This is a genomic window from Rahnella sp. BIGb0603, from assembly GCF_024808755.1.
Classification (GTDB): Bacteria; Pseudomonadota; Gammaproteobacteria; order Enterobacterales; family Enterobacteriaceae; genus Rahnella; species Rahnella contaminans.
In genome coordinates this window covers 508,407-531,739 of the sequence record NZ_JANUEX010000001.1, presented here as the reverse complement: position 1 = coordinate 531,739, position 23,333 = coordinate 508,407, and the positions used below count along the sequence as shown (strand labels likewise).

Annotated in this window: 17 protein-coding genes; 11 read left to right on the top strand and 6 right to left on the bottom strand. The window is 55.4% G+C overall.

The window, feature by feature from the left end:
- Positions 1–73: 73 nt before the first annotated feature.
- The 3 genes from M2403_RS02440 to M2403_RS02430 are packed head-to-tail and all read left to right on the top strand — an operon-like array spanning position 74 to position 4,649.
- Entirely contained in the window at positions 74–2,863 is a 2,790-nt protein-coding gene (locus M2403_RS02440) for a xanthine dehydrogenase family protein molybdopterin-binding subunit (protein WP_259228509.1), read from the top strand.
- On the top strand, positions 2,860–3,408 hold the full coding sequence (locus M2403_RS02435; RefSeq protein ID WP_259228508.1) for a (2Fe-2S)-binding protein: 549 nt from the start codon (positions 2,860–2,862) through the stop codon (positions 3,406–3,408). The genes M2403_RS02440 and M2403_RS02435 overlap by 4 nt, the downstream gene beginning before the upstream one ends.
- The gene (locus tag M2403_RS02430) at positions 3,408–4,649 is read left to right on the top strand and encodes a cytochrome c (RefSeq protein ID WP_259228507.1); all 1,242 of its coding nucleotides are present in this window, start codon (positions 3,408–3,410) and stop codon (positions 4,647–4,649) included. The genes M2403_RS02435 and M2403_RS02430 overlap by 1 nt, the downstream gene beginning before the upstream one ends.
- A gap of 72 nt (positions 4,650–4,721) precedes the next feature.
- Here M2403_RS02430 and mfd read toward each other — a convergent pair whose 3' ends face one another.
- Positions 4,722–8,165 (bottom strand): transcription-repair coupling factor, encoded by a 3,444-nt coding sequence (mfd, locus tag M2403_RS02425; protein WP_217153348.1) that lies wholly within the window; start codon positions 8,163–8,165, stop codon positions 4,722–4,724.
- Positions 8,166–8,404: 239 nt separating this feature from the next.
- Here mfd and lolC point away from each other — a divergent pair, with 239 nt between their 5' ends.
- From lolC to pepT, 5 genes are all read left to right on the top strand, one after another.
- Positions 8,405–9,607 carry a lipoprotein-releasing ABC transporter permease subunit LolC gene (lolC, locus tag M2403_RS02420; protein WP_165059640.1) on the top strand — a complete coding sequence of 401 codons (1,203 nt, stop codon included), beginning with the start codon at positions 8,405–8,407 and terminating at the stop codon, positions 9,605–9,607.
- Positions 9,600–10,304, top strand: coding sequence for a lipoprotein-releasing ABC transporter ATP-binding protein LolD (gene lolD, locus M2403_RS02415; RefSeq protein WP_152325621.1), 705 nt, complete (start codon positions 9,600–9,602; stop codon positions 10,302–10,304). The genes lolC and lolD overlap by 8 nt, the downstream gene beginning before the upstream one ends.
- On the top strand, positions 10,304–11,554 hold the full coding sequence (lolE, locus tag M2403_RS02410) for a lipoprotein-releasing ABC transporter permease subunit LolE (protein WP_152325622.1): 1,251 nt from the start codon (positions 10,304–10,306) through the stop codon (positions 11,552–11,554). Before lolD ends, lolE begins: the two co-directional genes overlap by 1 nt.
- Positions 11,555–11,605: 51 nt before the next feature.
- A complete protein-coding gene (gene cobB, locus M2403_RS02405) occupies positions 11,606–12,433 on the top strand; it encodes a Sir2 family NAD+-dependent deacetylase (protein WP_152325623.1) in 828 nt (275 codons plus the stop codon).
- Between the two features lie 232 nt (positions 12,434–12,665).
- Positions 12,666–13,901 (top strand): peptidase T, encoded by a 1,236-nt coding sequence (gene pepT, locus M2403_RS02400; RefSeq protein ID WP_152325624.1) that lies wholly within the window; start codon positions 12,666–12,668, stop codon positions 13,899–13,901.
- Positions 13,902–13,996: 95 nt separating this feature from the next.
- Here the strand turns inward: pepT and M2403_RS02395 are convergent, their stop codons facing one another.
- From M2403_RS02395 to phoP, 3 genes are all read right to left on the bottom strand, one after another.
- Positions 13,997–15,118: a cupin domain-containing protein gene (locus M2403_RS02395; protein WP_152325625.1), complete on the bottom strand. Its 1,122-nt coding sequence runs from the start codon at positions 15,116–15,118 to the stop codon at positions 13,997–13,999.
- Positions 15,119–15,277: 159 nt separating this feature from the next.
- Positions 15,278–16,732, bottom strand: a complete 1,455-nt coding sequence (gene phoQ / locus M2403_RS02390) for a two-component system sensor histidine kinase PhoQ (RefSeq protein ID WP_152325626.1) — start codon at positions 16,730–16,732, stop codon at positions 15,278–15,280.
- Between the two features lie 30 nt (positions 16,733–16,762).
- Entirely contained in the window at positions 16,763–17,437 is a 675-nt protein-coding gene (gene phoP / locus M2403_RS02385) for a two-component system response regulator PhoP (protein WP_095921366.1), read from the bottom strand.
- A 296-nt stretch (positions 17,438–17,733) separates the two neighbouring features.
- On the opposite strand from phoP, the gene M2403_RS02380 reads away from it, so the two are divergent.
- From M2403_RS02380 to M2403_RS02370, 3 genes are all read left to right on the top strand, one after another.
- Entirely contained in the window at positions 17,734–18,987 is a 1,254-nt protein-coding gene (locus tag M2403_RS02380; RefSeq protein ID WP_259228506.1) for a nucleoside permease, read from the top strand.
- Between the two features lie 65 nt (positions 18,988–19,052).
- A complete protein-coding gene (locus M2403_RS02375; protein ID WP_259228505.1) occupies positions 19,053–20,072 on the top strand; it encodes an ADP-ribosylglycohydrolase family protein in 1,020 nt (339 codons plus the stop codon).
- Positions 20,069–21,040: a PfkB family carbohydrate kinase gene (locus tag M2403_RS02370; protein ID WP_259228504.1), complete on the top strand. Its 972-nt coding sequence runs from the start codon at positions 20,069–20,071 to the stop codon at positions 21,038–21,040. Before M2403_RS02375 ends, M2403_RS02370 begins: the two co-directional genes overlap by 4 nt.
- 7 nt (positions 21,041–21,047) lie before the next feature.
- On the opposite strand, the gene M2403_RS02365 is transcribed toward M2403_RS02370, so the two are convergent.
- Together M2403_RS02365 and purB are read right to left on the bottom strand one after the other, a co-directional pair.
- The gene (locus M2403_RS02365; RefSeq protein WP_152325630.1) at positions 21,048–21,809 is read right to left on the bottom strand and encodes a GntR family transcriptional regulator; all 762 of its coding nucleotides are present in this window, start codon (positions 21,807–21,809) and stop codon (positions 21,048–21,050) included.
- 148 nt (positions 21,810–21,957) lie between these two features.
- Positions 21,958–23,328 carry an adenylosuccinate lyase gene (gene purB, locus M2403_RS02360; RefSeq protein ID WP_217152306.1) on the bottom strand — a complete coding sequence of 457 codons (1,371 nt, stop codon included), beginning with the start codon at positions 23,326–23,328 and terminating at the stop codon, positions 21,958–21,960.
- Between the last annotated feature and the right edge of the window lie 5 nt (positions 23,329–23,333).

The following is a 23,333-nucleotide window of genomic DNA, read 5'->3' as shown; positions in this document are numbered from 1 at the left end:
GGTATTTACAGCATTTACTGCAAGCTGTAAATGTGCCGAAAAATAAGAAAGACATTAAGAAGCAAGGAAATTTATGAGCAATTTCAACCCGTCCAGGCGGCGCTTTGTCAAAGGCGCTGTGATCGCTGGCGTCTCTGTTTATCTCGCCCCGTTACACAGCAAGGCCTACGCCGCGCTGTTTGAAGAGAAAATTCTCCAGTCACCACAATGGGATGCGCAAAACAAACGCGTCCGTTTCCGTATCGATGGCAAAGCGAAGGTTATGGGACAGAAAGTCTTTGCCCGCGATATCCGCGCCAAAGACATGCCGCACTGGCCGCAAAAACAGGCCCATGCTTTTATCCTGCGCGTAACGCAGGCTGACCGTGTTTATTCCGGGCTGGATTTATCGCTGCTCGGCGACGATTTACAGCCGGATCAGCTGGTCACTGCCGACGTGCTGGCGCGCGACGGTCTGGCTTTCCCGGCATTCTATGGCGAAGACATGTTGCTGCCGGCAGGCAAAACGCCAGCCTATCTTGGACAAGCGGTCGCCATCCTGGTCTATCAGGATTTTGCCAAATTCCGTTTTGCTAAAAATGCACTGAAATTTAAAGACGGTGTGTTGCGTTACGGTGAAACCACCGGGCCGCTGGAACGCGATCCGTGGGGAACGTTCCGCTTCGTTCGCGTCGGCGGCGAAACCGCCTATGAAGACGATAAGTTCTCCAGCCTGAAAGATATGCCAGTCTTCCCCGTCGGCATGCGCAAACACCTGCCAGTCTGGCCGGAAGGGCGTGAAGGCGGGAAGCTCGATCAGCAGGGCATGTTCTATGCGGGCGAAATGGCGGATGAAATGAAATCGCCACCGCAGGACTGGCTGGTGATGTCACGCCGTTTCACCACGCAATCCGTGGATACTTCCGCGCTTGAGCCGGATAACGCCAACGGCTGGTACGACGCCGCGACGCAAACGTTGCATATGGTGGTGCCAACGCAGTCGCCGCAGGAAGTGGCGGACGAAATGCCGCGCATGATGGCAAAAGGTCACCGCACGGTGAAAACGCTGATCCTGCATCCGTGTTATACCGTCGGTTACGGCTCGAAAGATCACTACAACTTCCCGTATTACGGCGCAGTCGCGGCGATGTACGGCGACGGTTTGCCGGTGCGTCTGGCGAATGACCGCTTCGAACAGTTCCAGTCCGCGCTGAAACGCCATGCGTTTGATATGAATTACGACATCGCCGTGAACCGCGAAACCGGGATGTTGCAGTCTTTCCATGCAGCAATGACCGCAGACGGCGGCGGGCGCAGCAACTTTACGCCGTCGGTGGTGATGGTGGGCGCAACAGCGGCGCAGTCGATTTACTATTTCCCGAAAAGTGATCTATCCGCGGTCGGGCTGGCCTCGCGCGCGCTCGACGCCGGATCCGCACGCGGTTACGGCACGCTGCAAAGTATGGCTGCTACCGAAATGATGATGGATGAGCTGGCCGCTGAACTGAAGCTGGATCCGATTGCGTTTCGCATGCGCAACGTCCTGAAATCGGGCATGAAAAACACACAAGGTGCCATTCCTGCCGGCGCAATCCGTGCGGATGAAGTGCTGGAAAAAGCCGCCGTTCACCCGTTATGGACAGAGCGTAAGAAGCGCAAAGCTGAATATGAAAGCCAGAATCCGGGCAAACGCTATGGCGTCGGTTTTGGGTGTGTGCAGAAAGACTTCGGCACCGGTGCGGAAACCTCTTTCGCCCGCGTGGAGCTCAGTGAAAAAGGCGAAATCAGCCTGTGGCACAGCGGCGCAGAAATGGGTACGGGAATGTCCACGTCCCAGTCCGTTTTGTGCGCCGAATGGCTGGGAAAACCGGCTGAACAGGCGCATTTCTCAGTGACAGACTGGTCAGTGCTGCCGGTGGAAACCAGCGGCGACCCGTACATTATGTCGCAGGAAGAGCAGGACAAACTGCAAACCAATCCCCGCTGGTCACCATCTTACTGCTCGCCATCGAGCGCCAGTAACTCGGCTTATTACTTCTCTCACAGCACCCGCGAAGCGGCGCGCCTGATCTTCGACAACGGAATCTGGCCGGCGGCGATGGCTATCTGGCAAACCGGCATCGGTGGCGGACAGGCTGCCCCTTATGTTGTGCGCAAAGAAGATGCCCGCTGGGTGGAAGGCGGTCTGACCGCCAACGGCATGCAGATTCTCAGCCTCGAAATGCTGGCAAAAAAAGTCTACGAAATGAAAGGCATGACCGGCGCAGCGGTTCACGTCTTCAACCGCTGGCAGTGGGCAGAAGCTGATTTCACGCTGAACAACGTGCGTCAGCGCATTCCGGTGGATGGCATGTCTGTGCGCCACGGTGCGGATCCATTCCAGACTCTGGCGCGTGACGCGGTGTATTACCCGCCAACACAGCGCAATAACGCGTCGGTGACCTATTACAGCGCAGTCGGCACGCTGGCCGAAATTACGGTGGAAATCGCGACCGGTAAAGTTGAATTGCTGACGCACCATTCGATTATGGAGTGCGGCAATCTTATCGTCCCTGAGCTGGTTTCCGGCCAGTTGCAGGGCGGGCTGGCGATGGGCATCGGCCACGCATTGCACGAGTATTTGCCACTGTATGAAGACGGGCCGGGCAACGGAACGTGGAATTTCAACCGCTACCATTTGCCGCGCGCCAGTGATGTGGCGGTCTGGAAACAGACCAGCGACATTCTGCCTGCGCTGTCGGAAACCGATCCGCCGAAAGGCATGGCCGAAGTCGTGATGATCCCGGTCGTCGCCGCGCTGGTAAACGCCATCGCCGATGCCACCGGCCACCGTTTCCGTGATTTGCCCGTCCGTGCTGAAAATATTCGTGAGGTTTTACAATGAGCATCAAAACGCAGCCTTTAGAGCTGACCATCAACAATCAACATTACGGCCCGCTGGACGTTCCCGAAGGTCTGATGATGATCGACTTTCTTCACGAATATGTGGCGCTGACCGGTTCCCGCCTTGGCTGCGGGCAGGGGATTTGTCATGCCTGTGTGGCGATTGTCGATCATGAAAGCGGCACCAGCGAAGAAGTGCGCACCTGTATTACCGGCGCACATTTCTTTAACGGCAAAAAAGTGCGAACCGTCGAAGGCCACGCCAAAACCGATGACAAAGGCGAAGTCCAGCTGTCTCCGGTTCAACAGGCGTTTCTGGAGCATTACAGTTTCCAGTGCGGTTACTGCACGCCGGGTTTTGTGAATGCGGCAACGCTGCTGCTTGAGCGTCTGGAAAAAAATCCAATTGCGCTGAATGAACTGGAAGGCGCGATTGAAGCGGCGCTGGAAAATCACATCTGCCGCTGTACCGGTTACGTGGGGTATTACGAAGCGGTGCGTGATGTTGTGATGAAAACCCCAGGTCTGATCCGGGAGCACGCGTGATGAAGAAACGTCTTTTTCTCCTGCTGCTGGCGGTAATTATCATCGTCGTGGCGGTGCTCTGGTGGCGAGAAAACCGCACGCCGGACGAGCCGGTTCAAAAGGTCACGGCGGATACCACACAGATCGAACGTGGCCGTTATCTGGTTCAGGCCTCCGACTGCGCCGCGTGCCATACCGCATCCGGCGGCGCACCGCTGGCGGGCGGTTATCCGCTGGAAACGCCGTTTGGCAAAATCTTTGGCAGCAATCTGACGCCGTCTGCTGACGACGGTATTGGCCGCTGGACGTCGGATGATTTCTATCTGGCGCTGACCCAGGGCGTTGCGCCGGGCGGACGTCATCTGTATCCGGCGATGCCCTACACGTCATACAAAGGCGTGACCCGCAAAGATTCTGACGATATGTATGCGTTTCTGATGACGCGTCCGGCGGTGAATCAGCCGGTGCCGGAAAACGAAATGCCGTTCCCGTTCAACCAGCGCATGGCGATGATTGGCTGGAACCTGTTGTTCCGCACCAGTGATCCTATGCCCGCCAGTTCTCAGGGAAATTCTGCTGACTGGCAGCGTGGTCAGTACCTGACGGATGTGCTCGGTCACTGCGGCGAGTGTCATACGCCGCGCGGCAAACTGGGGCAGATGGATACCGGCAGCAACCTGAAAGGCGGAACGCTGGGGCGTATCACTGCGCCGGACATTTCGCCGCAGGCGCTGGCGCAGCGCGGCTGGAACCCGGCAGATCTCAGCCGTTTCCTCGCGACCGGCATTGCACCGCAGGGATCGGCGTTTGATGAAATGCACAAAGTTATTGATCTCAGTACCCGTCATCTGACCGAAGCCGATCACCGTGCGATCGTCACGTATTTGCTGGGCGACAAACCGCCAGCGGCCGTGCCGGTGAGCATCGGGCAGGGCGGTAATGATGCCGGTCGCATCACTTATCTGGATCAGTGTTCCGGATGTCATATGGCGGACGGGTCCGGCAAACCGCACGTTGCGGTGGCGATGCAGAACAACGCCACCCTGCGCCAGCCGGATGGCCGTAATCTGATTGTCTCAGTGCTGGATGGTTTACCGGCGCAGGGCTTTCCGGCCGGAGAAAGCATGCAGCCGATGCCGGGCTTTGCGGAGCGCCTGAACGACGCGCAGATTGCCGAAATGGTGAATTACCTGCGTGTGACATTCGGCGGTTTGCCGGGCGATATCACGCCCGAGCAGGTGAAGGCGCTGCGTAAACCGTAGCGTGCTGATAAAGCATAAAAAAGCCCGGTGAATGAGATATTCACCGGGCTTTTTATTTTATGACGATAGCCGTCAGATTAGATGTTCTGCAAACTCCCCGAGCATGTCGCCGACAAACTTCAGGCGTTTTGGCCGGTCGGTGAGATCGAGCGTAAACTTCAGTTTGGTCGGGCCATCAAGGCGGTAAACCTGCGGCTGTTTTTGCAGCAGCCCAATCAGGAAGCCCGGATCCACGCGGTTTTTATCGCCAAATTCAATGAATCCGCCACGTTCATTGCCTTCAATACGCTTGATGCCCAGCGTTTTCGCGTTCAGGCGCAGCACGGCAATCTGCAACAAATTACGCGCACCGTCCGGCAGCGTGCCGAACCGGTCAATCAGCTCGACGCGCAGTTCATCCAGCTCGCCTTCAGTTTTAGCACTGGCGATACGCTTGTAGAGTGACAGACGCGTATTGACGTCAGGAATGAAGTCCTCCGGCAACAGCGCAGGCATGCGCATTTCAACTTCGGTCTGGCTGGTGGTCAGATCTTCCAGCGACGGCTCGCGGCCTTCTTTCAGCGCTTCGACGGCGTTTTCCAGCAGTTCCATATACAGCGAGAAACCGATGCTGGTCATCTGGCCGCTCTGGCCTTCGCCGAGCAGTTCACCGGCCCCGCGGATTTCAAGGTCGTGTGTTGCCAGCGCAAAACCGGCACCCAGGTCTTCGAGCGACGCGATGGCTTCCAGACGTTTGTGCGCATCCGTTGACATCGCTTTCGGCGGCGGCGTCAGCAGATAAGCATACGCCTGATGATGCGAACGCCCGACGCGGCCACGCAGCTGATGCAACTGCGCCAGCCCGAAGTGATCCGCGCGTTCAATAATAATGGTGTTCGCCGTCGGAATATCGATACCGGTTTCAATGATGGTGGTACACACCAGCACGTTGAAACGCTGATGGTGGAAATCATTCATCACGCGTTCGAGGTCGCGTTCGCGCATCTGGCCGTGGCCGATGGCAATACGCGCTTCCGGCACCAGCTCCGCCAGACGCTGCGTGGCTTTCTCGATATTTTCGACATCGTTGAATAAGTAGTAAACCTGCCCGCCGCGCAGGATTTCACGCAGAATGGCCTCGCGAACCACCAGGCTGTCGTACTCACGCACGAACGTTTTGACGGCCATACGTCGCGCCGGTGGCGTGGCAATAATCGACAAATCGCGCATCCCGCTCATCGCCATATTCAGCGTGCGCGGAATTGGCGTGGCGGTGAGGGTGAGAATATCGACGTCCGCACGCATCGCTTTGATGCGTTCTTTATGACGCACGCCGAAGCGGTGTTCTTCATCGACAATCAGCAGGCCGAGGTCTTTCCAGCGCAAATCACTTTGCAGCAATTTATGCGTTCCGATAATGATATCGACCTTGCCTTCGACTGCATCTTCCAGCACCGCGTTTTGCTCTTTGGCGCTGCGGAAACGGGACATCATTTCAATGCGCACCGGCCAGCTGGCGAAACGATCGCGGAAGTTATCGAAATGCTGTTGCGCCAGCAGCGTGGTGGGTACAAGAACCGCGACCTGTTTATTGTTGGAGACTGCGAGAAACGCCGCGCGCATCGCCACTTCGGTTTTGCCAAAGCCGACGTCGCCGCACACCAGACGATCCATCGCCAGCGGCTGCGTCATGTCGGTGAGAACGGCGTTGATGGCCTGCGCCTGATCCGGCGTGGTTTCAAACGGGAATGCCTGGCAGAACAACTGGTACTGCTCTTTATCATGCTTAAAGGCAAAACCGGCTTTCGCTTCGCGCTGGGCGTAGATATCCAGCAGTTCGGCGGCCACGTCGCGCACTTTCTCAGCGGCTTTCTGACGGGCTTTCGACCAGGCTTCACCGCCCAGTTTATGCAGCGGCGCACTTTCATCCGCGCCTCCGGCATAACGGCTGATCAGATGCAGGGATGACACCGGCACGTAAAGTTTGTCTTCACCGGCGTAGGTCAGTATCAGGTATTCAGCGGTAATCCCGCCTGTTTCCAGCGTGGTCAGGCCAAGGTAACGGCCTACGCCGTGCTCAACGTGGACCACCGGCTGACCGGGGCGCAGCTCTGCAAGATTGCGGATCAGCGTATCGGTGTTAATCGAGCGGCGGGTGTCCTGACGACGACGCGCCACACGCTCACCGAGCAAATCACTTTCACAAATCAGCGCCAGCTGTTTATCCGCATCAAGAAAACCACGTTCACACGCACCGATCATGATGTAGCGACCGGCCGTTTCGGCTTCTTCAATACGGGTAATCAAAGCGGGCATCAGTTTAATGCGCGCCAGCAAATCTTGCAGCGTTTCGCGGCGGCCTTCACTTTCCACCGAGAACACCAGGCTGCCCGCGAAAGATTCATTGAACCGGCGCAGGTTATCCATCGGCGCTTTATTTTGCGGCTGAACGGATAAATCCGGCAGTTTTTCGTAGCTCAGGTTGGTGTTGGCGGCTTTCTTGGGAAGTGAATCTGTACGCAGCTGAACGCGAGGCCAGGCTTTCAGTTCGGCGTGCAGCGAGTCGACGCGCAACCAGAGATTTTCCGGTTCGAGCAGCGGACGCATCGGATCCACGCGGCGGCTTTCATAACGCTGACAGGCATCCTGCCAGAAACGCTCGGCTGCGGCTTCCAGATCGCCGGTATTGAGCACCAGCGTGTTTTCCGGCAAATAGCTGAAGAGCGTGGTCAGCGGCTGGCTGAAAAACAGTGGCTGCCAGTATTCGATACCGGCGGGGAAGGTGCCTTTGCTGACCTGCTGGTAAACGTGCTCGGCATCGCGGCGCACTTCGAATTTCTCGCGCCACTGGCTGCGGAACAGTTCGATGGCGTTTTTATCGGTCGGAAATTCGTGCGCAGGCAGCAGATTGATATGGTCCACTTCGGTCAGCGTACGCTGGGTATCCACGTCAAAAATACGCAGGCTGTCGATTTCATCGTCGAAGAAATCGATGCGGTACGGCTCTTCGCTGCCCATCGGGTATAAGTCTAGCAGGGCGCCACGGGTGGCAAACTCACCGTGTTCCATCACCTGATCGACGCTGCGGTAACCCGCCTGTTCCAGCTGTGAGCGCAGTTTGTCGCGCGAAAGCTGCTGGCCTTTTTTCATCACCAGCGCATGGCCGTGCAGGAACTCATGCGGGCAGACGCGCTGCATCAGCGTATTCACCGGCAGAATGATAATGCCGCGTTCCATCGTTGGAAGCTGATACAAACTGGAAAGACGCGACGAAATGATTTCCTGATGCGGTGAAAAACTGTCGTAAGGCAGCGTTTCCCAGTCCGAAATACTCAGGACTTTATGATCGGTAAATTGTTGAATTTCATCGCGCAGGCGCAGGGCATTTTGCATATCCGGCGCAATCAGCAGGATCGGGCCCGTGTGGCGTTCACTGATTTGGGCGCATTCAAGCGCGCAGGCGGAGCCGGTAAGCTGCCCTAACTGGCGGGTATCGCCCGGGCGTTCAGGCAGCGAATAACGATAATCTTGAGACATAGGCTGTTTTGCGTTCTCGTTTTTGGCGGCTGTCGGAGGCCAATTAGCAGACCGTATCTTGCTTTGCAGGGGTAACCGGGGTCAACCCGTTGTCTGTATAAAATGGTCAACGGCGTCACAAACTTAAACCGATTACTTTGGGTTAGTGGTTCCATAAAGCGGTGCTAGCCTTTATTATCCTTGATCACTTTAGTCTGCGCCATGCACTTATTTGCGGCCAAGCACTTAAAACGGAAGTCATGTATCAACCTGTCGCGTTATTTATAGGCCTGCGCTACATGCGCGGGCGTGCTTCGGACCGCTTTGGGCGGTTTGTCTCCTGGTTATCCACCATTGGCATCACTCTCGGGGTGATGGCGCTGGTAACCGTCTTGTCAGTGATGAACGGTTTTGAGAAGGATCTGGAAGGTAACATTCTGGGTCTGATGCCTCAGGCGCTGATCACGGCACCGAACGGTTCAGTCGACCCGCAGAAAATCACCCACGATCAGGTTTCCGCGCTGAAAAGCGTGAACCGCGCCGTGCCGCTGACCACCGGTGATGTGGTGCTGCAAAGCCCCGGCAGCGTGGCAGTGGGCGTCATGCTCGGCGTCGATCCTGACCAGAAAGATCCGCTGGCGAAATACCTGATTGGCGTCGCCCAGCAGGAACTGCAACCGGGCAAATACAACATCATCCTCGGTGACCAGCTGGCACAACAGCTTAAAGTCCGTCGGGGCGATCAGTTGCGTCTGATGGTGACCAGCGTCAGCCAGTTCACACCGGTCGGGCGTGTGCCAAGCCAGCGCCTGTTTACTGTGATCGGAACTTTTTCCGCCAACAGCGAAGTCGATGGTTACCAGATGCTGGTCAATATTCAGGACGCATCGCGGCTGATGTTGTACCCGAAAGGTAACGTCACAGGCTGGCGTTTATTCCTCGATAAACCGCTGGACGTCGATACCCTGAGCCAGCAAAAACTGCCGGACGGTGCCAGCTGGAAAGACTGGCGCGAGCGCCGCGGCGAGCTGTTTCAGGCCGTGCGCATGGAAAAAAATATGATGGGCCTGCTGCTCAGCCTGATTGTTGCCGTTGCCGCGTTTAACATTATTACGTCGCTGGGTTTGCTGGTGATGGAGAAACAGGCCGAAGTGGCGATTTTACAAACGCAGGGCCTGAGCCGCCGCCAGATTATGGCGCTGTTTATGGTGCAGGGCGCGAGTGCCGGTGTGATTGGCGCACTGCTCGGTGCCTTGCTCGGCGTGCTGCTCGCCACGCAGCTCAACTCGATTATGCCAGCCCTCGGTCTAATGCTGGATGGCGGTTCGCTGCCGGTCGATATTGAACCGGTTCAGGTGGTGGTCATCGCGATTGTTGCGATGGCTATCGCTTTATTGTCAACGCTTTACCCTTCCTGGCGCGCTGCTGCCACCCACCCCGCAGAGGCTTTACGTTATGAGTAATTCTTTATTATTGCAGTGTGACAACCTCTGTAAGACTTATCAGGAAGGCAAAATGCACACCGATGTATTGCGTGACGTGAGTTTCGCGATGCAACCGGGTGAGATGATGGCGATTGTCGGGACGTCCGGTTCCGGCAAAAGTACGTTGCTGCATTTGCTGGGTGGCCTGGATTCCCCGACGTCTGGCGAAGTGATTTTTAAAGGCAAGTCGCTGAACGCGATGTCTTCTTCGGCGAAATCAGAACTGCGCAACCGCGAACTGGGCTTCATTTATCAGTTTCACCATTTGCTGCCGGATTTCACCGCGCTGGAAAACGTGGCGATGCCGCTGCTGATCGGCAAAAAGAAATCTGCTGAAGTGCAGGAACGCGCGATGGCGATGCTGGAAGCCGTGGGTTTACAACATCGCAGCAATCACCGTCCTTCTGAGCTTTCCGGCGGCGAACGTCAGCGTGTGGCGATTGCCCGCGCATTGGTCAATAATCCTTCTCTGGTGCTGGCGGATGAACCGACCGGTAACCTGGATCAGCGCAACGCCGACAGTATTTTTGAACTGCTGGGTGAGCTGAATGTGCGTCAGGGCACGGCATTTCTGGTAGTGACGCATGATTTGCATCTGGCGAACCGTCTGACACGTCAGCTGGAAATGCGTGACGGCAAGCTGCAGCAGGATTCGATGTTGCTGGGAGCGAAGTAATGTCAGGCATTCCATTTTCTTTACTGATTGGCCTGCGGTTCAGCCGTGGCCGTCGTCGCAGCGGCATGGTTTCACTGATTTCAGTGATTTCAACGTTGGGTATCGCGCTGGGCGTGGCCGTGCTGATCGTCGGGCTGAGTGCGATGAACGGCTTTGAGCGCGAGCTGAAAGAGCGTGTGCTGGCCGTCGTGCCGCACGGTGAAATCCGTCCGGTGAATCAGCCGTTTAACGACTGGCAGGGCGTGCTCGACCGTGTTGAAAAAGTGCCGGGAATTGTGGCCGCTGCGCCGTACATTCAGTTCAACGGACTGATTGAACACGGTGCCAAACTGCGTGCAATCCAGCTGAAAGGCGTGGATCCGCAGAGCGAACCGCGTGTCAGCGCCGCGCCGAAATTTGTGCAGAATAACGCCTGGCAAAACTTTAAAGCCGGGCAGCAACAGCTGATCCTCGGCAAGGGCGTGGCGGACGCGGTAGGGGTAAAACAGGGTGACTGGGTGACCGTGATGATCCCTAACAGTGACCCTGAAATGAAACTGTTGCAGCCAAAACGCATCCGTTTACAGGTCGCCGGGATATTACAACTCAGCGGACAGCTTGATCACAGTCTCGGCATGGTGCCGCTGGCCGATGCGCAGCAATATCAGGATATGGGAACCAGCGTAACGGGCATTGATATCAAAGTGAATGATGTCTTTGCCGCACAAAAACTGGTGCACGACGCCGGTGAAGTCACCCACGCTTACGTCTACATTAGTAGCTGGATTGGTACTTACGGCTACATGTACCGCGATATCCAGATGGTCCGCGCCATTATGTACATGGCGATGGTACTGGTGATCGGCGTGGCCTGCTTCAACATCGTGTCGACGCTGGTGATGGCGGTAAAAGATAAAAGCAGCGATATTGCGATTTTGCGCACACTGGGCGCGAAAGATGGGCTTATCCGCGCTGTCTTCATCTGGTACGGTTTACTGGCGGGGCTGGTCGGCAGCGTCGCGGGCGTGGTAATTGGTGTGATTGCGTCGTTCCAGCTCACCAATATCGTCAACGGTTTGCAGAAACTTACCGGCCATCAGTTCCTGTCCGGGGACATTTATTTCATCGACTTCCTGCCTTCTGAAGTTCACTGGCTGGACGTCGGCGGCGTACTGTTAACCGCGCTGGTGCTGAGTTTGCTGGCGAGCTGGTATCCGGCACGCCGCGCCAGCCGTATTGATCCCGCCCGCGTACTCAGCGGCGGCCAGTAACCATGGTTTACGCAACACAATCTTTCAGACACAGAGAGTAAGGAGCACTTTATGCGCACACGTCATCGTCTGTGTCGGTTTCGCAAAAACAAACGTATCCGGCATCAGCGTTTCCGGTCGAATATTTTCCACCGTGATTCAATGGCGGCAGCTTCACTGAAAAAGCCGTTTGTGGTGGTGCTGACCGGTGCCGGGATTTCCGCTGAATCGGGGATCCGCACTTTCCGCGCCGCCGATGGTTTGTGGGAAGAACACCGCGTGGAAGATGTGGCTACGCCGGAAGGGTATCGCCGTGATCCGGAACTGGTGCAGCGTTTTTATAATGAACGCCGCCGCCAGTTGCAGTCGGAAGATCTCAAACCGAACGCCGCGCACTATGCGCTGGCGACGCTGGAAGAAGCGCTCGGCGATAACTTCCTGCTGGTGACACAGAATATCGACAACCTGCATGAACGCGCAGGCAGCTCCCGCGTGATCCACATGCACGGCGAATTGCTGAAAGTGCGCTGTACGCAGTCAGGGCAGATTCTGGACTGGCCGGGCGATTTAACCGTCGATGACCGGTGCCATTGCTGCCAGTTTCCTGCGCCGCTGCGTCCGCACATTGTCTGGTTTGGCGAAATGCCGCTGGGCATGGACGAAATTTATGACGCGCTGGCGAAAGCTGATTTCTTTGTGGCTATCGGCACGTCCGGGCATGTTTATCCGGCTGCCGGATTTGTACATGAAGCACGGATTGGCGGTGCCTGTGCCGTTGAGCTGAATCTGGAACCGAGCCAGGTTGAAAGTGAATTCGACATGAAGCATTACGGGCTGGCAAGTGAAGTGGTGCCCGAATTTGTGCATAAATTCCTGACCAAAAAAGATGAAGCCTGGTAATAAACCCGCCAGAACTGACGTTGCAGCCGAACTGGCGATGCCTGTTTCCCGTATTCATCGGGAGTTCATCGCCAGTTGCAACGCCGGTAACTTAAGCGTTATTCATCTTTATCGCTAAAATTGCGCCCGCCCCGAAGAGTTATCCCGTTAAACTTGGTGAAAAATGACCTGACGCAATATTCACGGTTTTCATGCTGCGCATAATAAAACCCAGCCGCCAGAGGATACCTATATGGATAAGTTGCTTGATCGTTTTCTGAATTATGTTTCTTTCGATACCCAATCTAAGCCCAATGTTAAACATACGCCGAGCACCGACGGTCAGCTGAAGCTGGCGCAGGCACTGCGTAATGAACTGACTGAACTGGGATTTTCACAAGTTACGCTCAGCGATAAAGGCTGTGTGATGGCGACGTTACCGGGCAATGTGGCCTGGAAAGTGCCGGTCATTGGCTTCATCTCTCATCTGGATACCGCCCCCGATTTCACCGCGAAACACGTTAATCCGCAGATTGTGGAAAATTACCGTGGTGGCGATATTGCACTGGGAAATGGCGATGAAATTTTATCTCCGGTGATGTTCCCGGTTCTGCACCAGTTGCTTGGCCATACGATCATTACCACCGATGGCAAAACGCTGCTGGGGTCTGACGATAAGTCTGGCATTGCCGAAATTATTACCGCGATGGTGCGGCTGAAAAACAGCAATATCGCGCACGGTCCGGTGCGTATTGCCTTTACGCCGGATGAAGAAATCGGCAAGGGCGCGCAGAGTTTTGATATTCCGGCCTTTGGCGCGGAATGGGCGTATACCGTGGACGGCGGTGGCGTGGGTGAGCTGGAGTTTGAAAACTTTAATGCCGCCTCGGCGACCATTAAGATTGTCGGCAACAACGTTCACCCTGGCAGCGCGAAAGGCGTGATGGTGAATGCCTTGTCACTGGCGACGCGTTTCCACAATGAACTGCCGGTGGAAGAAACACCTGAACATACTGATGGTTACGAAGGTTTCTATCACCTGACCACCATCAAGGGCAACGTTGAACGTGCGGAAATGCACTACATCATCCGTGATTTCGATAAAACGCAGTTCGAAGCCCGTAAGCAAAAAATTATTGATATCGCCCATGTGGTCGGCAAAGGGTTGCATCGTGATTGCTATATCGAAGTGACGCTCGACGATCACTACTACAACATGCGCGAGAAAGTGGCCCAGCATCCGCACATTATTGCGCTGGCGCAGCAGGCGATGAAAGACTGCGATATTGAACCGATCATGAAGCCGATCCGCGGCGGAACCGACGGCGCGCAGTTATCTTTCCGCGGCTTACCGTGCCCGAACATTTTTACCGGCGGCTATAACTTCCACGGCAAACATGAGTTTGTGACGCTGGAAGGCATGGAAAAAGCGGTATCCGTGATCATGCGTATCGCCGAGTTAACGGCGAAAGAAGCGCTGAAACACTAAAAATCCCGCAAACAAAAATCGGGTAAAACTGGCGGCAAAAAAAGGGGCGATGTCTGATGACATTGCCCCTTTTGTATTTGAATCAGCCGCGACGGTTAATCGTTAAAGTACCAGTAGCCGCTGTTCACCAGCGCGGAAAGTAACGCCAGGAATGACGGGTCATCCAGCGCATCACCGAGCATTTCTTTGGTCACGGTTTTGTGGCGGGCAATCGCGTCCACCGCACCGATATGTTCGGTAGTCATCGCTTCACCGTTGACATAACAAACATCGCCGACGCGCAATACGCGCAGCCCGCCCAGACGTTCCAGCGTTTCGCCGGAGTCGAGCAGTTCGTAAATTTCACCGGCCTGATATGGCGGTTCCGGCGGGGCCAGATCCAGCTCGTGGCGCGACTGGGAAATAAACTCACCAAACCAGCTGTTGAAGTGCGTCGGGTTGCCAATCAGATCCAGCATCATGCCGCGCAGTTTATCCAGTTCGGCAGGCTGAATTTCCGCCGGATGTTCACGTTCAGTCAGTTCCGGATCGCTGTAACGGTGACTGCCCAGTTCACGGGAAAGCACGAAGTCGGCGAAACCGCTGACCATTTCACGCGCATTTGGCGCGCGGAATCCGACAGAATAGTTGAGGGAATTTTCCAGTGAATAGCCGTCGTGCGGGAAACCCGGCGGAATATATACGATATCGCCCGGTTCCAGTTCTTCATCGATAATAGCTTCAAACGGCTCAACCTGAAGAAGATCAGGATGCGGGCAATGCTGTTTCATGGCGACTTTCTCGCCCACGCGCCAGCGGCGACGGCCCGTACCCTGAATGATAAAGACGTCGTACTGATCCAGATGCGGGCCAACGCCGCCGCCGGGAACAGAGAAGGAAATCATCAGATCATCCATCCGCCAGTCAGGAATATGGCGGAAGGGTGTCATCAGGTGGGAAGATGGCTCGTGCCAGTGATCAACCGCCTGAACCAGCACTGACCAGCCGTTTTCTCCCAGATGATCGTAGCTTTCAAATGGCCCGTGGCTGACGTTCCATTTACCGTCGTGATTACTCACCAGACGGCTGTCCACCTCATTTTCCATCGCCAGTCCTGCCAGTTCGTCAGGCGAGATAGGATCGACGAAATTTTTAAAGCCGCGTTTTAACACGACAGGACGTTTTTGCCAGTAACGCTGAAGGAAATCGTTCCAGTCGAGGTCGAGTTGGTAATCCATAGTATTTCCCTTGCATTAAATGGAGGGTGGATAAAGAAGAGGACGGTCTGTAAATGATTATAACGGAAGGTGTTGCGGCTGAGTTGGGCAATTGCCAGCAAATTTCGCACTATGGTTAAGATTGCGTCGAAATGTGCTGGCGAAATGGTCGGGTAAAGGTTACTCGAGTTCGATGCCTTGTTGCAGGCCGAAGCAGACACGCATACTGGCGCCGCCAAGCGGACTGTCGCCGATGACAATTTTACCGTCGTATTGCTCGATAATGTCGTTGGCCAGTGAAAGCCCCAGACCTTGTCCCGGACGTAAGGTATCAGCACGCTGGCCGCGCTGGAAGATGACTTCACGCTTGCTTTCCGGAATGCCGGGGCCGTCGTCTTCAATCAATATCACCAGTTCGTTCTCGGTATGAACGGCGCTGATTTCCACGAACTCAAGGCAGTATTTACAGGCGTTATCGATGACGTTGCCCATGACTTCCATGAAGTCATTTTTCTCGCCGACAAAGGTAATTTCCGGCGAGATATCGACCGTAATCACCACGCCTTTGCGCTGATAAACTTTGTTGAGGGCAGAACATAATCCGTCAAGAATTGCGGGTACGGAATGCACTTCGCGGATCAGTAAATTCTGTTCCGAGCGCAGCGTGGCGCGGTGCAGGTAATAGCCAATCTGCTGAGAAATGCGGCTGATTTGTTCCAGCATGACCGGCTCGGCTTCTTCGATGGTCATCTGTTTGCCATTTCGCAGCGCGCGCAGCGTGGACTGCAACACCGCCAGCGGCGTTTTCAGACTGTGTGTCAGATCGGCCAGCGTGGTGCGGTAACGGTCATATCGTCCGCGCTCGCCGTGCAGCAAAATATTGAGGTTTCGCACCAGCCCGCGCAATTCCCGCGGAGGATTTTCATCGAGTGATTCACGCTCATGAGTCTCCAGCTCGGCGACCTGATGAATCAGCTGTTTGATTGGCCGCAGGCTCCAGTACGCTGCCAGCCACAGCAGCGGAACCACCAGCAAAAGGTTCGCCAGCAGCACATAGCTGAACCATTCCCAGACCAGATCTGAACGCTGTAATTCCTGCGGAATCGTATCGACCACCACGATATTGAGTGCCGGTAAACGCGACGTGGCGTTGTAGGTGTTGACTGCAATGGAGTGGGTCATCGCGTTGGCGTCGGTGTCGTCGTAACTTTTCAGCTTGTCCTGTGCTTTCGGGTTATTGCCCAGCACTTCGCTGCTGATTTGCGTATCGGTATCCAGTTCATAAAAGCCCGGTTTATTCATCCAGGCTTTATCGATATGCGCTTCGAGTTCGGGGATCCGGCGTTCTGCCCACAGCAGATTGCCCTCGCCGTCGTAAATAAACACCAACGTTGGGGAATTAAGATCCAGATCGGGCGGCACGTTAATGCTCAGTTTGTTGTCACGCCACTGCGCCAGACTGAAGAATAAGTTACTTTCACCGCGCAGGAGGCGGTAAGCCGTTTTGTCGAAACTCACCATATAACCCACCACCGCCACCAGCCCGTAAGCCAGTGACAGTGCGAGCACGACCGCAGCGGTCGCCATCATAAAGCGGACGCGAAGAGAAAAAGGGTTCTTGGTACGTCCTTTCATGGCGCGTCCTTTTGAAGGGAAAACAGACAATTATGGGCGGATATCGAAACGATAACCCTGGCCGCGCACGGTGGTAATAACATCAACCGGATGTTCGGCTTGCAGCTTTTTACGCAGGCGTCCCATCAGCACGTCGACGGTGTGGCTTTCGCGCAGCTCGGCGTCCGGGTAAAGCTGAAGCATCAGGGAATCTTTGCTGACGACTTTACCGGCGTTGCGGATCAGGGTTTCAATAATGGTGTATTCGAAAGCGGTCAGTTTGATCGGCTGCTCGTTGACGGTCAGCTCGCGACGCGACAGGTCAATCTGGAACGGCTGAAGGGTGATGACCTGCGAGGCCAGACCGCTGTTACGGCGCATCAGCGCCTGCATGCGGGCCAGCACTTCTTCGAGGTGGAAAGGTTTGGTCACGTAATCGTCGGCACCGGCTTCCAGCACCGCGACTTTGTCCTGCCAGCTTTCACGGGCGGTCAGCACCAGAATCGGCAGATTGGTCTGATGACTACGCCAGCGGCGGATCAGGCTCAGGCCGTCTTCGCCCGGCAGACCGAGATCGACAATCGCGATATCAGGCGCATGTTCGTGGAGGAAGTAATCCGCCTCTTTGGCGTCTTCCGCTGCATCAACCTGATGACCCATTTCCCGCAGTTGTACCGAGAGGTGGTGGCGTAGCAGTGCGTTATCTTCAATGACTAAAATTCGCATGGTGATTCCTTGTTCTCAGTACGCGGAAAATGATGACTAATTTGATGCGCTTAAGTCTAAATGATCCTGAAATATTTTAATCAACCCTAGCTCAACGCCGGGTAGAGAAACCTCAACAAAACATAAACGAATTATAAACGCCCTGAGCCGGGAGAAACATAAATTGTGAGGCAGATCGCTGATTAATATCAAAGGTATCATTAAGGTATTTTAAAGGTATCTTGAATGCCTGATTTCATCCGTTGCTTCCGGTGCCAGGGCACCGCGCGGATCCCTTACTCAGCAAGGATATAATAATGAAACGTACCCATCTGAAGCTGTCCGTTATGATGTTTATTGAGTGGTTTATCTGGGGCGCCTGGTTTGTGCCGCTCTGGCAATACCTCAATAAATTAGGTTTTAGTCCGTCGGAAATAGCATGGTCTTACAGCAGTACCGCGATTGCCGCCATTCTCTCGCCGGTGCTGGTCGGGGTCATCGCTGACCGCTACTTTGCTGCGCAAAAAGTTCTGGCCTGGCTGTTGCTGGCCGGTGGCGTGCTGATGGGATTCATCGCGCTGCAAACCGAATTTTCGACGTTCTTCCCGCTGCTGGTGGTGTACGCGATTACTTATATGCCGACGGTCGCACTGACCAACAGCATTGCGTTCGCCAACATCAATGACACCGAAAAGGATTTCCCGCGTATTCGTGTGCTCGGCACGCTGGGGTGGATTGCATCCGGTCTGGTGATTGGTTTTGTACTGCCGCCGATGCTTGGCATGGGCAATATTTCTGATACCAGCCAGCCGCTGTGGATCACGGCGATTGCATCATTTGCACTGGGGATTTACAGCTTCTGGCTGCCGGATACACCGGCAAAAGGCAAAGGGCCGGTGGACATCAAAGCCCTGTTTGGCCTGAATGCGCTGGGTTTGCTGAAAGACCGGTCGTTCGCCATTTTCGCCTTATGTTCATTTCTGTTTTGCATGCCGCTGGCGTTCTATTACCAGTTTGCCAACGGCTATCTGACACAGGTTGGCTTGCCAAATGCTACCGGCTGGATGACGCTCGGGCAGGTGTCGGAAATCTTTGCAATGCTGGCGCTGCCGTTCCTGCTTAAACGCTTTGGCATCAAAAAAGTGCTGATGCTGGGCTTCATCACCGCCGCCATCCGTTACGTCTTCTTCATCTACGGCGGCACGGCTGACGTCTGGGCCTACAGCATGCTATTCCTCGGCATTTTGCTGCACGGCGTCAGTTACGATTTCTATTTCGTCACCGGCTATATCTACGTCGATAAAAAAGCGCCGCCGCATATGCGCACCGCCGCGCAGGGTCTGATCACGCTGATTTGTCAGGGACTAGGCAGCTTTATCGGTAACTGGCTTGGTGGCCGGGCGATGACCACCTTTGCGCTGAGTGCGCCAAAAAATGGCATGACCTTCGACTGGTTTGCTGTCTGGGGCGTCGGCGCGATTATGGTGGCGGGCGTGATGCTGCTGTTCCTGCTGTTCTTCCGTGAACGCAGTAAAACGATTACGCCGGTCAGCCTGAGCGCCTCTTCTTAAACGACACATTTTCATTTCTGGCGGGCAGGCAGCCCGCCGCAATTTTTATATCGGGAGATTTAACGATGACACAACCAGGACTTGAGAGCCGCATGCTCGGGGCGTTGTACGGACAAATGCTGGGCGATGCGCTGGGCATGCCGTCGGAACTGTGGCCGCGTGAGCGCGTCAAAAAGCATTTCGGCTGGATCGACCGTTTTCTGGATGGTCCGGCGGAAAACAATGCGGCCTGTTATTTCAAAGCCGCGCAGTTTACCGACGACACCTCGATGGCGCTGGCGCTGGCCGACGCTTTGCTGGAAGCCGACGGTAAAGTGGTGCCGGAACTGATTGCCCGCAACGTTATCCGCTGGGTCGACAGTTTCGATGCGTTCAATAAAAACATCCTTGGCCCGAGTTCCAGGCTGGCGCTGGCGGAGCAGAAGAAAAGCGTGGCGATCGGCGCACTGGAAAACAACGGCGTGACTAACGGCGCGGCAATGCGCGTTTCTCCGCTGGGCTGCGTGCTGCCTTCGGCTCCGCTAAAACATTTCTGTGAGCAGGTCTGGCTGGCCTCCAGCCCGACGCACAAATCGGATATTGCCGTTGCCGGTGCGGTGGTGATTGCCTGGGCGGTGTCACGCGCCATTGAAGGGGCGAGCTGGGCGGAAATCCGTCTGGCGCTGCCGGACATCGCTAAATACGCACAGACACGGGAATCCACCACGTTCAGCGCGTCGCTGGCGGCGCGTATCGAACTGGCGTTTGATACGGTGGCGAAAGCCGAAGGCACGGAACAGGCATCGGAAGCGGTGTATCAGCGGGTTGGGGCGGGCGTCAGCACCATTGAGTCTGTACCTGCGGCGCTGGCGATGGTGGAACTGGCGGGAACCTGCCCGAATCAATGCGCTATTTTATGCGCCAATCTTGGCGGCGACACCGATACCATCGGTGCGATGGCGACGGCCATTTGCGGTGCGTTAAACGGCATTGAAGCATTCAAAAAAGAGTGGCTGGATGAACTGAAACGGGTGAATCCGCAGGACATGACCCGCTACAGCGACGCATTTCAGCGTTTTCGCCGCAATGCACAGGAGGCTGGATGAGCCAGACGCACCGTGAACTTTTGCTGACCCTGACGCAGGGCGACTGGCACCAGCAATCGCCGGTTCTCGTCATCGGTGCGGCCGTGATGGATATGGTTGCGCGCGCCGATACGTTGCCGGAGCGCGGTGGTGACATTGCCGCCGATGTGACCGGGTTTCATCTCGGCGGCTGCGCACTGAATATCGCGCTGGGGCTGAAACAGCTGGGGATTCACAGCCAGAATCTTTTGCCCGTCGGCGAAGGGATGTGGAGCGACCGTCTGCGCAAGGAGATGGCTGCACGCGAAATTGTGTCTGATTTGCAGGTGAAAGGGGCGGACAACGGCTGGTGTCTGGCGCTGGTGGAACCCGACGGCGAGCGCACGTTTATCTCCGTCGACGGTATCGAAAATCAGTGGCAGCCTGGATGGCTGGCGCAGGCAACACCGCAAAACGGGCTGGTGTATGTTTCCGGTTATCAGTTGGGCGCAAAGCAGGGCACGGTGCTGACGGACTGGCTCGATACTTTACCGGACGCCGTGCGCGTGCTGGTGGATTTTGGCCCGCGTCTGGATGTTATGCCCAAAGAGCGCGTCGAACGTCTGATCCGCCCCGGTGTGATCCTGACGCTGAATCAGCGCGAAGCGGCCATGCTCGGTTTTGCTGGTGACGCAGAAAGTTTCTGCCGTCAGTTGCACGAGAAAACCCGTGAACTGGTGGTTTTACGCTGCGGCGAGCAAGGCAGTTATTATTATGGTTCAGCGGATGATTGCGGGTGGATTGCGCCGCGGAAAATTACCGTGGCCGACAGCATCGGGGCGGGCGACAGCCACTGCGCCGGTTTACTGGCCGGGCTTTCGCTGGGGCTGACGCACTGGCAAAGCATGATGCTGGCGAACTGTGTGGCGGCTTACGTGGTTTCAAAACCAGGCGGAGATTGTGCGCCAACGCTGTCGCAGCTGATTTCTTCACTCGACAGCGTCAGTTAGAAAACAGTCAGTCTTCGCTGACGAATTCGTACATGTCACTGCGGCAAAAACTTTCGCTGTACTCAATCGGGCGGTTTTGCCCGTCGAACAGCGTTTGTTTGATGATAAGCAGTGGCATCGCCTCTTTCAGCTGCAATGCCTGCAAGGTTTCCGCGTCGCTCATCGCCGCACTGACGCGGCTTTGCAGCGCGCCGAGCTCAATATTATTGCGACCGAAATAGTCATAGAGCGAAACGCCGATTTCCCCGACGTCGCGGATGGCGTCCATGATGACGTAGGAAACTGCTACCGACATCGGGCGCGTATCAATGTAGTGAATACGTTTGAGCATGTAGACCGGTGTGTTTTCGGTGATCGCCAGTTTGCTGGCAATCAGCGCCGAAGCGGGCACCTGATCGCGGCTGATCCACAGCGTATCAGGCTTGCGCCCCTGAAGCATGACTTCGCGGGAAAACCCTTTCACTCCGGCCAGCGAATAAGCCAGACGGGCATCGGTCGCTTTTTTGATAAAGGTGCCGTAACCCCGCGAGCGCCCGATATGGCCGTCTTCTTCCAGCCTGGCGAGCGCCTTTCGCACGGTGATACGCGAAATGCCCAGAATTTCAGTGAACTGGCGTTCGCTCGGCAGAAAGTCGCCGTCCTGTAAAATTCCGGTTTCCAGTGCATGGCGCACCGATTCGTTAAAGCACAAATACAGGGGCATTGTGCCCGCCTGAGCCAGATCGGTTTTCAGTTTTTCCAGTACCTGCTGGTTGGTGTCCATGCTCATGAAGTCGGTCTTCCAATGCGGAGGGAATGGGCTCTATTTTAGAAGGACAGAGATTTTTTGCAGTGACATTTTGCGCGCCGCAGTCACATAAAAAAAGGCGACCCGGAGGTCGCCTGAGATTGGCCACATGTAATGCCTGAGCAAAGACTTACTTCAGCTCATCAACCATGGTGGTGGCGCGCCCAATGTAATTGCCCGGCGTCATGGCTTTCAGACGGACTTTCTCTTCTTCCGGTAATTCCAGAGAATCGATAAAGGCCTGCATACCTGCCGCATCAACACGTTTACCACGGGTCAGCTCTTTCAGCTTCTCGTATGGCTTTTCGATGCCATAACGACGCATCACGGTCTGGATTGGTTCCGCCAGCACTTCCCAGTTGTGATCCAGTTCGTTCGCCAGATTTGCTTCGTTCACTTCCAGCTTGCTGACGCCTTTCAGGGTGGCCTGATACGCAATCAGCGCATAACCCAGACCCACGCCGAGGTTGCGTAGCACGGTGGAGTCGGTCAGGTCACGCTGCCAGCGGGAAACCGGCAGTTTGCTGGCCAGGTGCTGCAACACCGCGTTGGACAAGCCAAGGTTGCCTTCGGAGTTTTCGAAGTCAATCGGATTCACTTTGTGCGGCATGGTAGAAGAACCGATTTCGCCAGCAATAGTGCGCTGTTTGAAATGGTTCAGGGCGATGTAACCCCAGATGTCGCGGTCGAAGTCGATCAGGATAGTGTTGAAACGCGCCACGCAGTCAAACAGCTCAGCGATGTAGTCGTGCGGCTCGATCTGTGTGGTGTACGGGTTCCAGTTAATGCCCAGAGAAGTCACGAACTCTTCGCTGAATTTATGCCAGTCCACTTCCGGGTACGCCACGATGTGGGCATTGTAGTTGCCAACGGCACCGTTGATTTTGCCGAGGATTTCGACGTTTTGCAGTTGTCTGAACTGGCGAGCCATACGGTAGGCGACGTTAGCCAGCTCTTTACCGATAGTAGATGGCGTAGCAGGCTGACCGTGGGTGCGCGACAGCAGCGGAATGTCACGGTGTTTGTGCGCCAGATCTTTAATCCCATCAATGATCTGTTTCCAGTACGGCAGCACCACGTCCTGACGCGCGGTTTGCAACATCAGCGCGTGGGAAAGGTTGTTGATGTCTTCAGACGTACAGGCAAAGTGAATGAACTCGGACACCGCGTGAAGGGCAGGGATACCGGCCACTTTTTCTTTCAGGAAATACTCAACCGCTTTGACGTCATGGTTGGTGGTTTTTTCGATGTCTTTAATGCGCTGAGCGTCATTCACATCAAAATTGGCCACTAACTGGTCGAGGAAAGCGTTTGCGTCGGCATCAAAAGCAGGAACTTCCTTGATTTCTGCACAGGCTGCCAGTTTTTGCAGCCAACGTACTTCAACCTGCACACGGAATTTCAGCAGGCCAAATTCGCTGAAAATAGTACGCAGCGCGCTGACTTTATCACCGTAGCGTCCATCAACGGGGGAAACGGCGGTCAGTGAGGATAATTCCATCGGTA

What these genes read in the sequence shown, in the direction of transcription:
- M2403_RS02370 (WP_259228504.1), top strand. Translation starts at nt 20,069, where the DNA reads ATGAGCCAGACGCACCGTGAACTTTTGCTGACCCTGACGCAGGGCGAC.
- lolC (WP_165059640.1), top strand. Translation starts at nt 8,405, where the DNA reads ATGTATCAACCTGTCGCGTTATTTATAGGCCTGCGCTACATGCGCGGG.
- M2403_RS02380 (WP_259228506.1), top strand. Translation starts at nt 17,734, where the DNA reads ATGAAACGTACCCATCTGAAGCTGTCCGTTATGATGTTTATTGAGTGG.
- mfd (WP_217153348.1), bottom strand. Translation starts at nt 8,165, where the DNA reads ATGTCTCAAGATTATCGTTATTCGCTGCCTGAACGCCCGGGCGATACC.
- pepT (WP_152325624.1), top strand. Translation starts at nt 12,666, where the DNA reads ATGGATAAGTTGCTTGATCGTTTTCTGAATTATGTTTCTTTCGATACC.
- lolD (WP_152325621.1), top strand. Translation starts at nt 9,600, where the DNA reads ATGAGTAATTCTTTATTATTGCAGTGTGACAACCTCTGTAAGACTTAT.
- lolE (WP_152325622.1), top strand. Translation starts at nt 10,304, where the DNA reads ATGTCAGGCATTCCATTTTCTTTACTGATTGGCCTGCGGTTCAGCCGT.
- M2403_RS02395 (WP_152325625.1), bottom strand. Translation starts at nt 15,118, where the DNA reads ATGGATTACCAACTCGACCTCGACTGGAACGATTTCCTTCAGCGTTAC.
- M2403_RS02375 (WP_259228505.1), top strand. Translation starts at nt 19,053, where the DNA reads ATGACACAACCAGGACTTGAGAGCCGCATGCTCGGGGCGTTGTACGGA.
- phoQ (WP_152325626.1), bottom strand. Translation starts at nt 16,732, where the DNA reads ATGAAAGGACGTACCAAGAACCCTTTTTCTCTTCGCGTCCGCTTTATG.
- M2403_RS02440 (WP_259228509.1), top strand. Translation starts at nt 74, where the DNA reads ATGAGCAATTTCAACCCGTCCAGGCGGCGCTTTGTCAAAGGCGCTGTG.
- M2403_RS02365 (WP_152325630.1), bottom strand. Translation starts at nt 21,809, where the DNA reads ATGAGCATGGACACCAACCAGCAGGTACTGGAAAAACTGAAAACCGAT.
- purB (WP_217152306.1), bottom strand. Translation starts at nt 23,328, where the DNA reads ATGGAATTATCCTCACTGACCGCCGTTTCCCCCGTTGATGGACGCTAC.
- M2403_RS02435 (WP_259228508.1), top strand. Translation starts at nt 2,860, where the DNA reads ATGAGCATCAAAACGCAGCCTTTAGAGCTGACCATCAACAATCAACAT.
- M2403_RS02430 (WP_259228507.1), top strand. Translation starts at nt 3,408, where the DNA reads ATGAAGAAACGTCTTTTTCTCCTGCTGCTGGCGGTAATTATCATCGTC.
- phoP (WP_095921366.1), bottom strand. Translation starts at nt 17,437, where the DNA reads ATGCGAATTTTAGTCATTGAAGATAACGCACTGCTACGCCACCACCTC.
- cobB (WP_152325623.1), top strand. Translation starts at nt 11,606, where the DNA reads ATGCGCACACGTCATCGTCTGTGTCGGTTTCGCAAAAACAAACGTATC.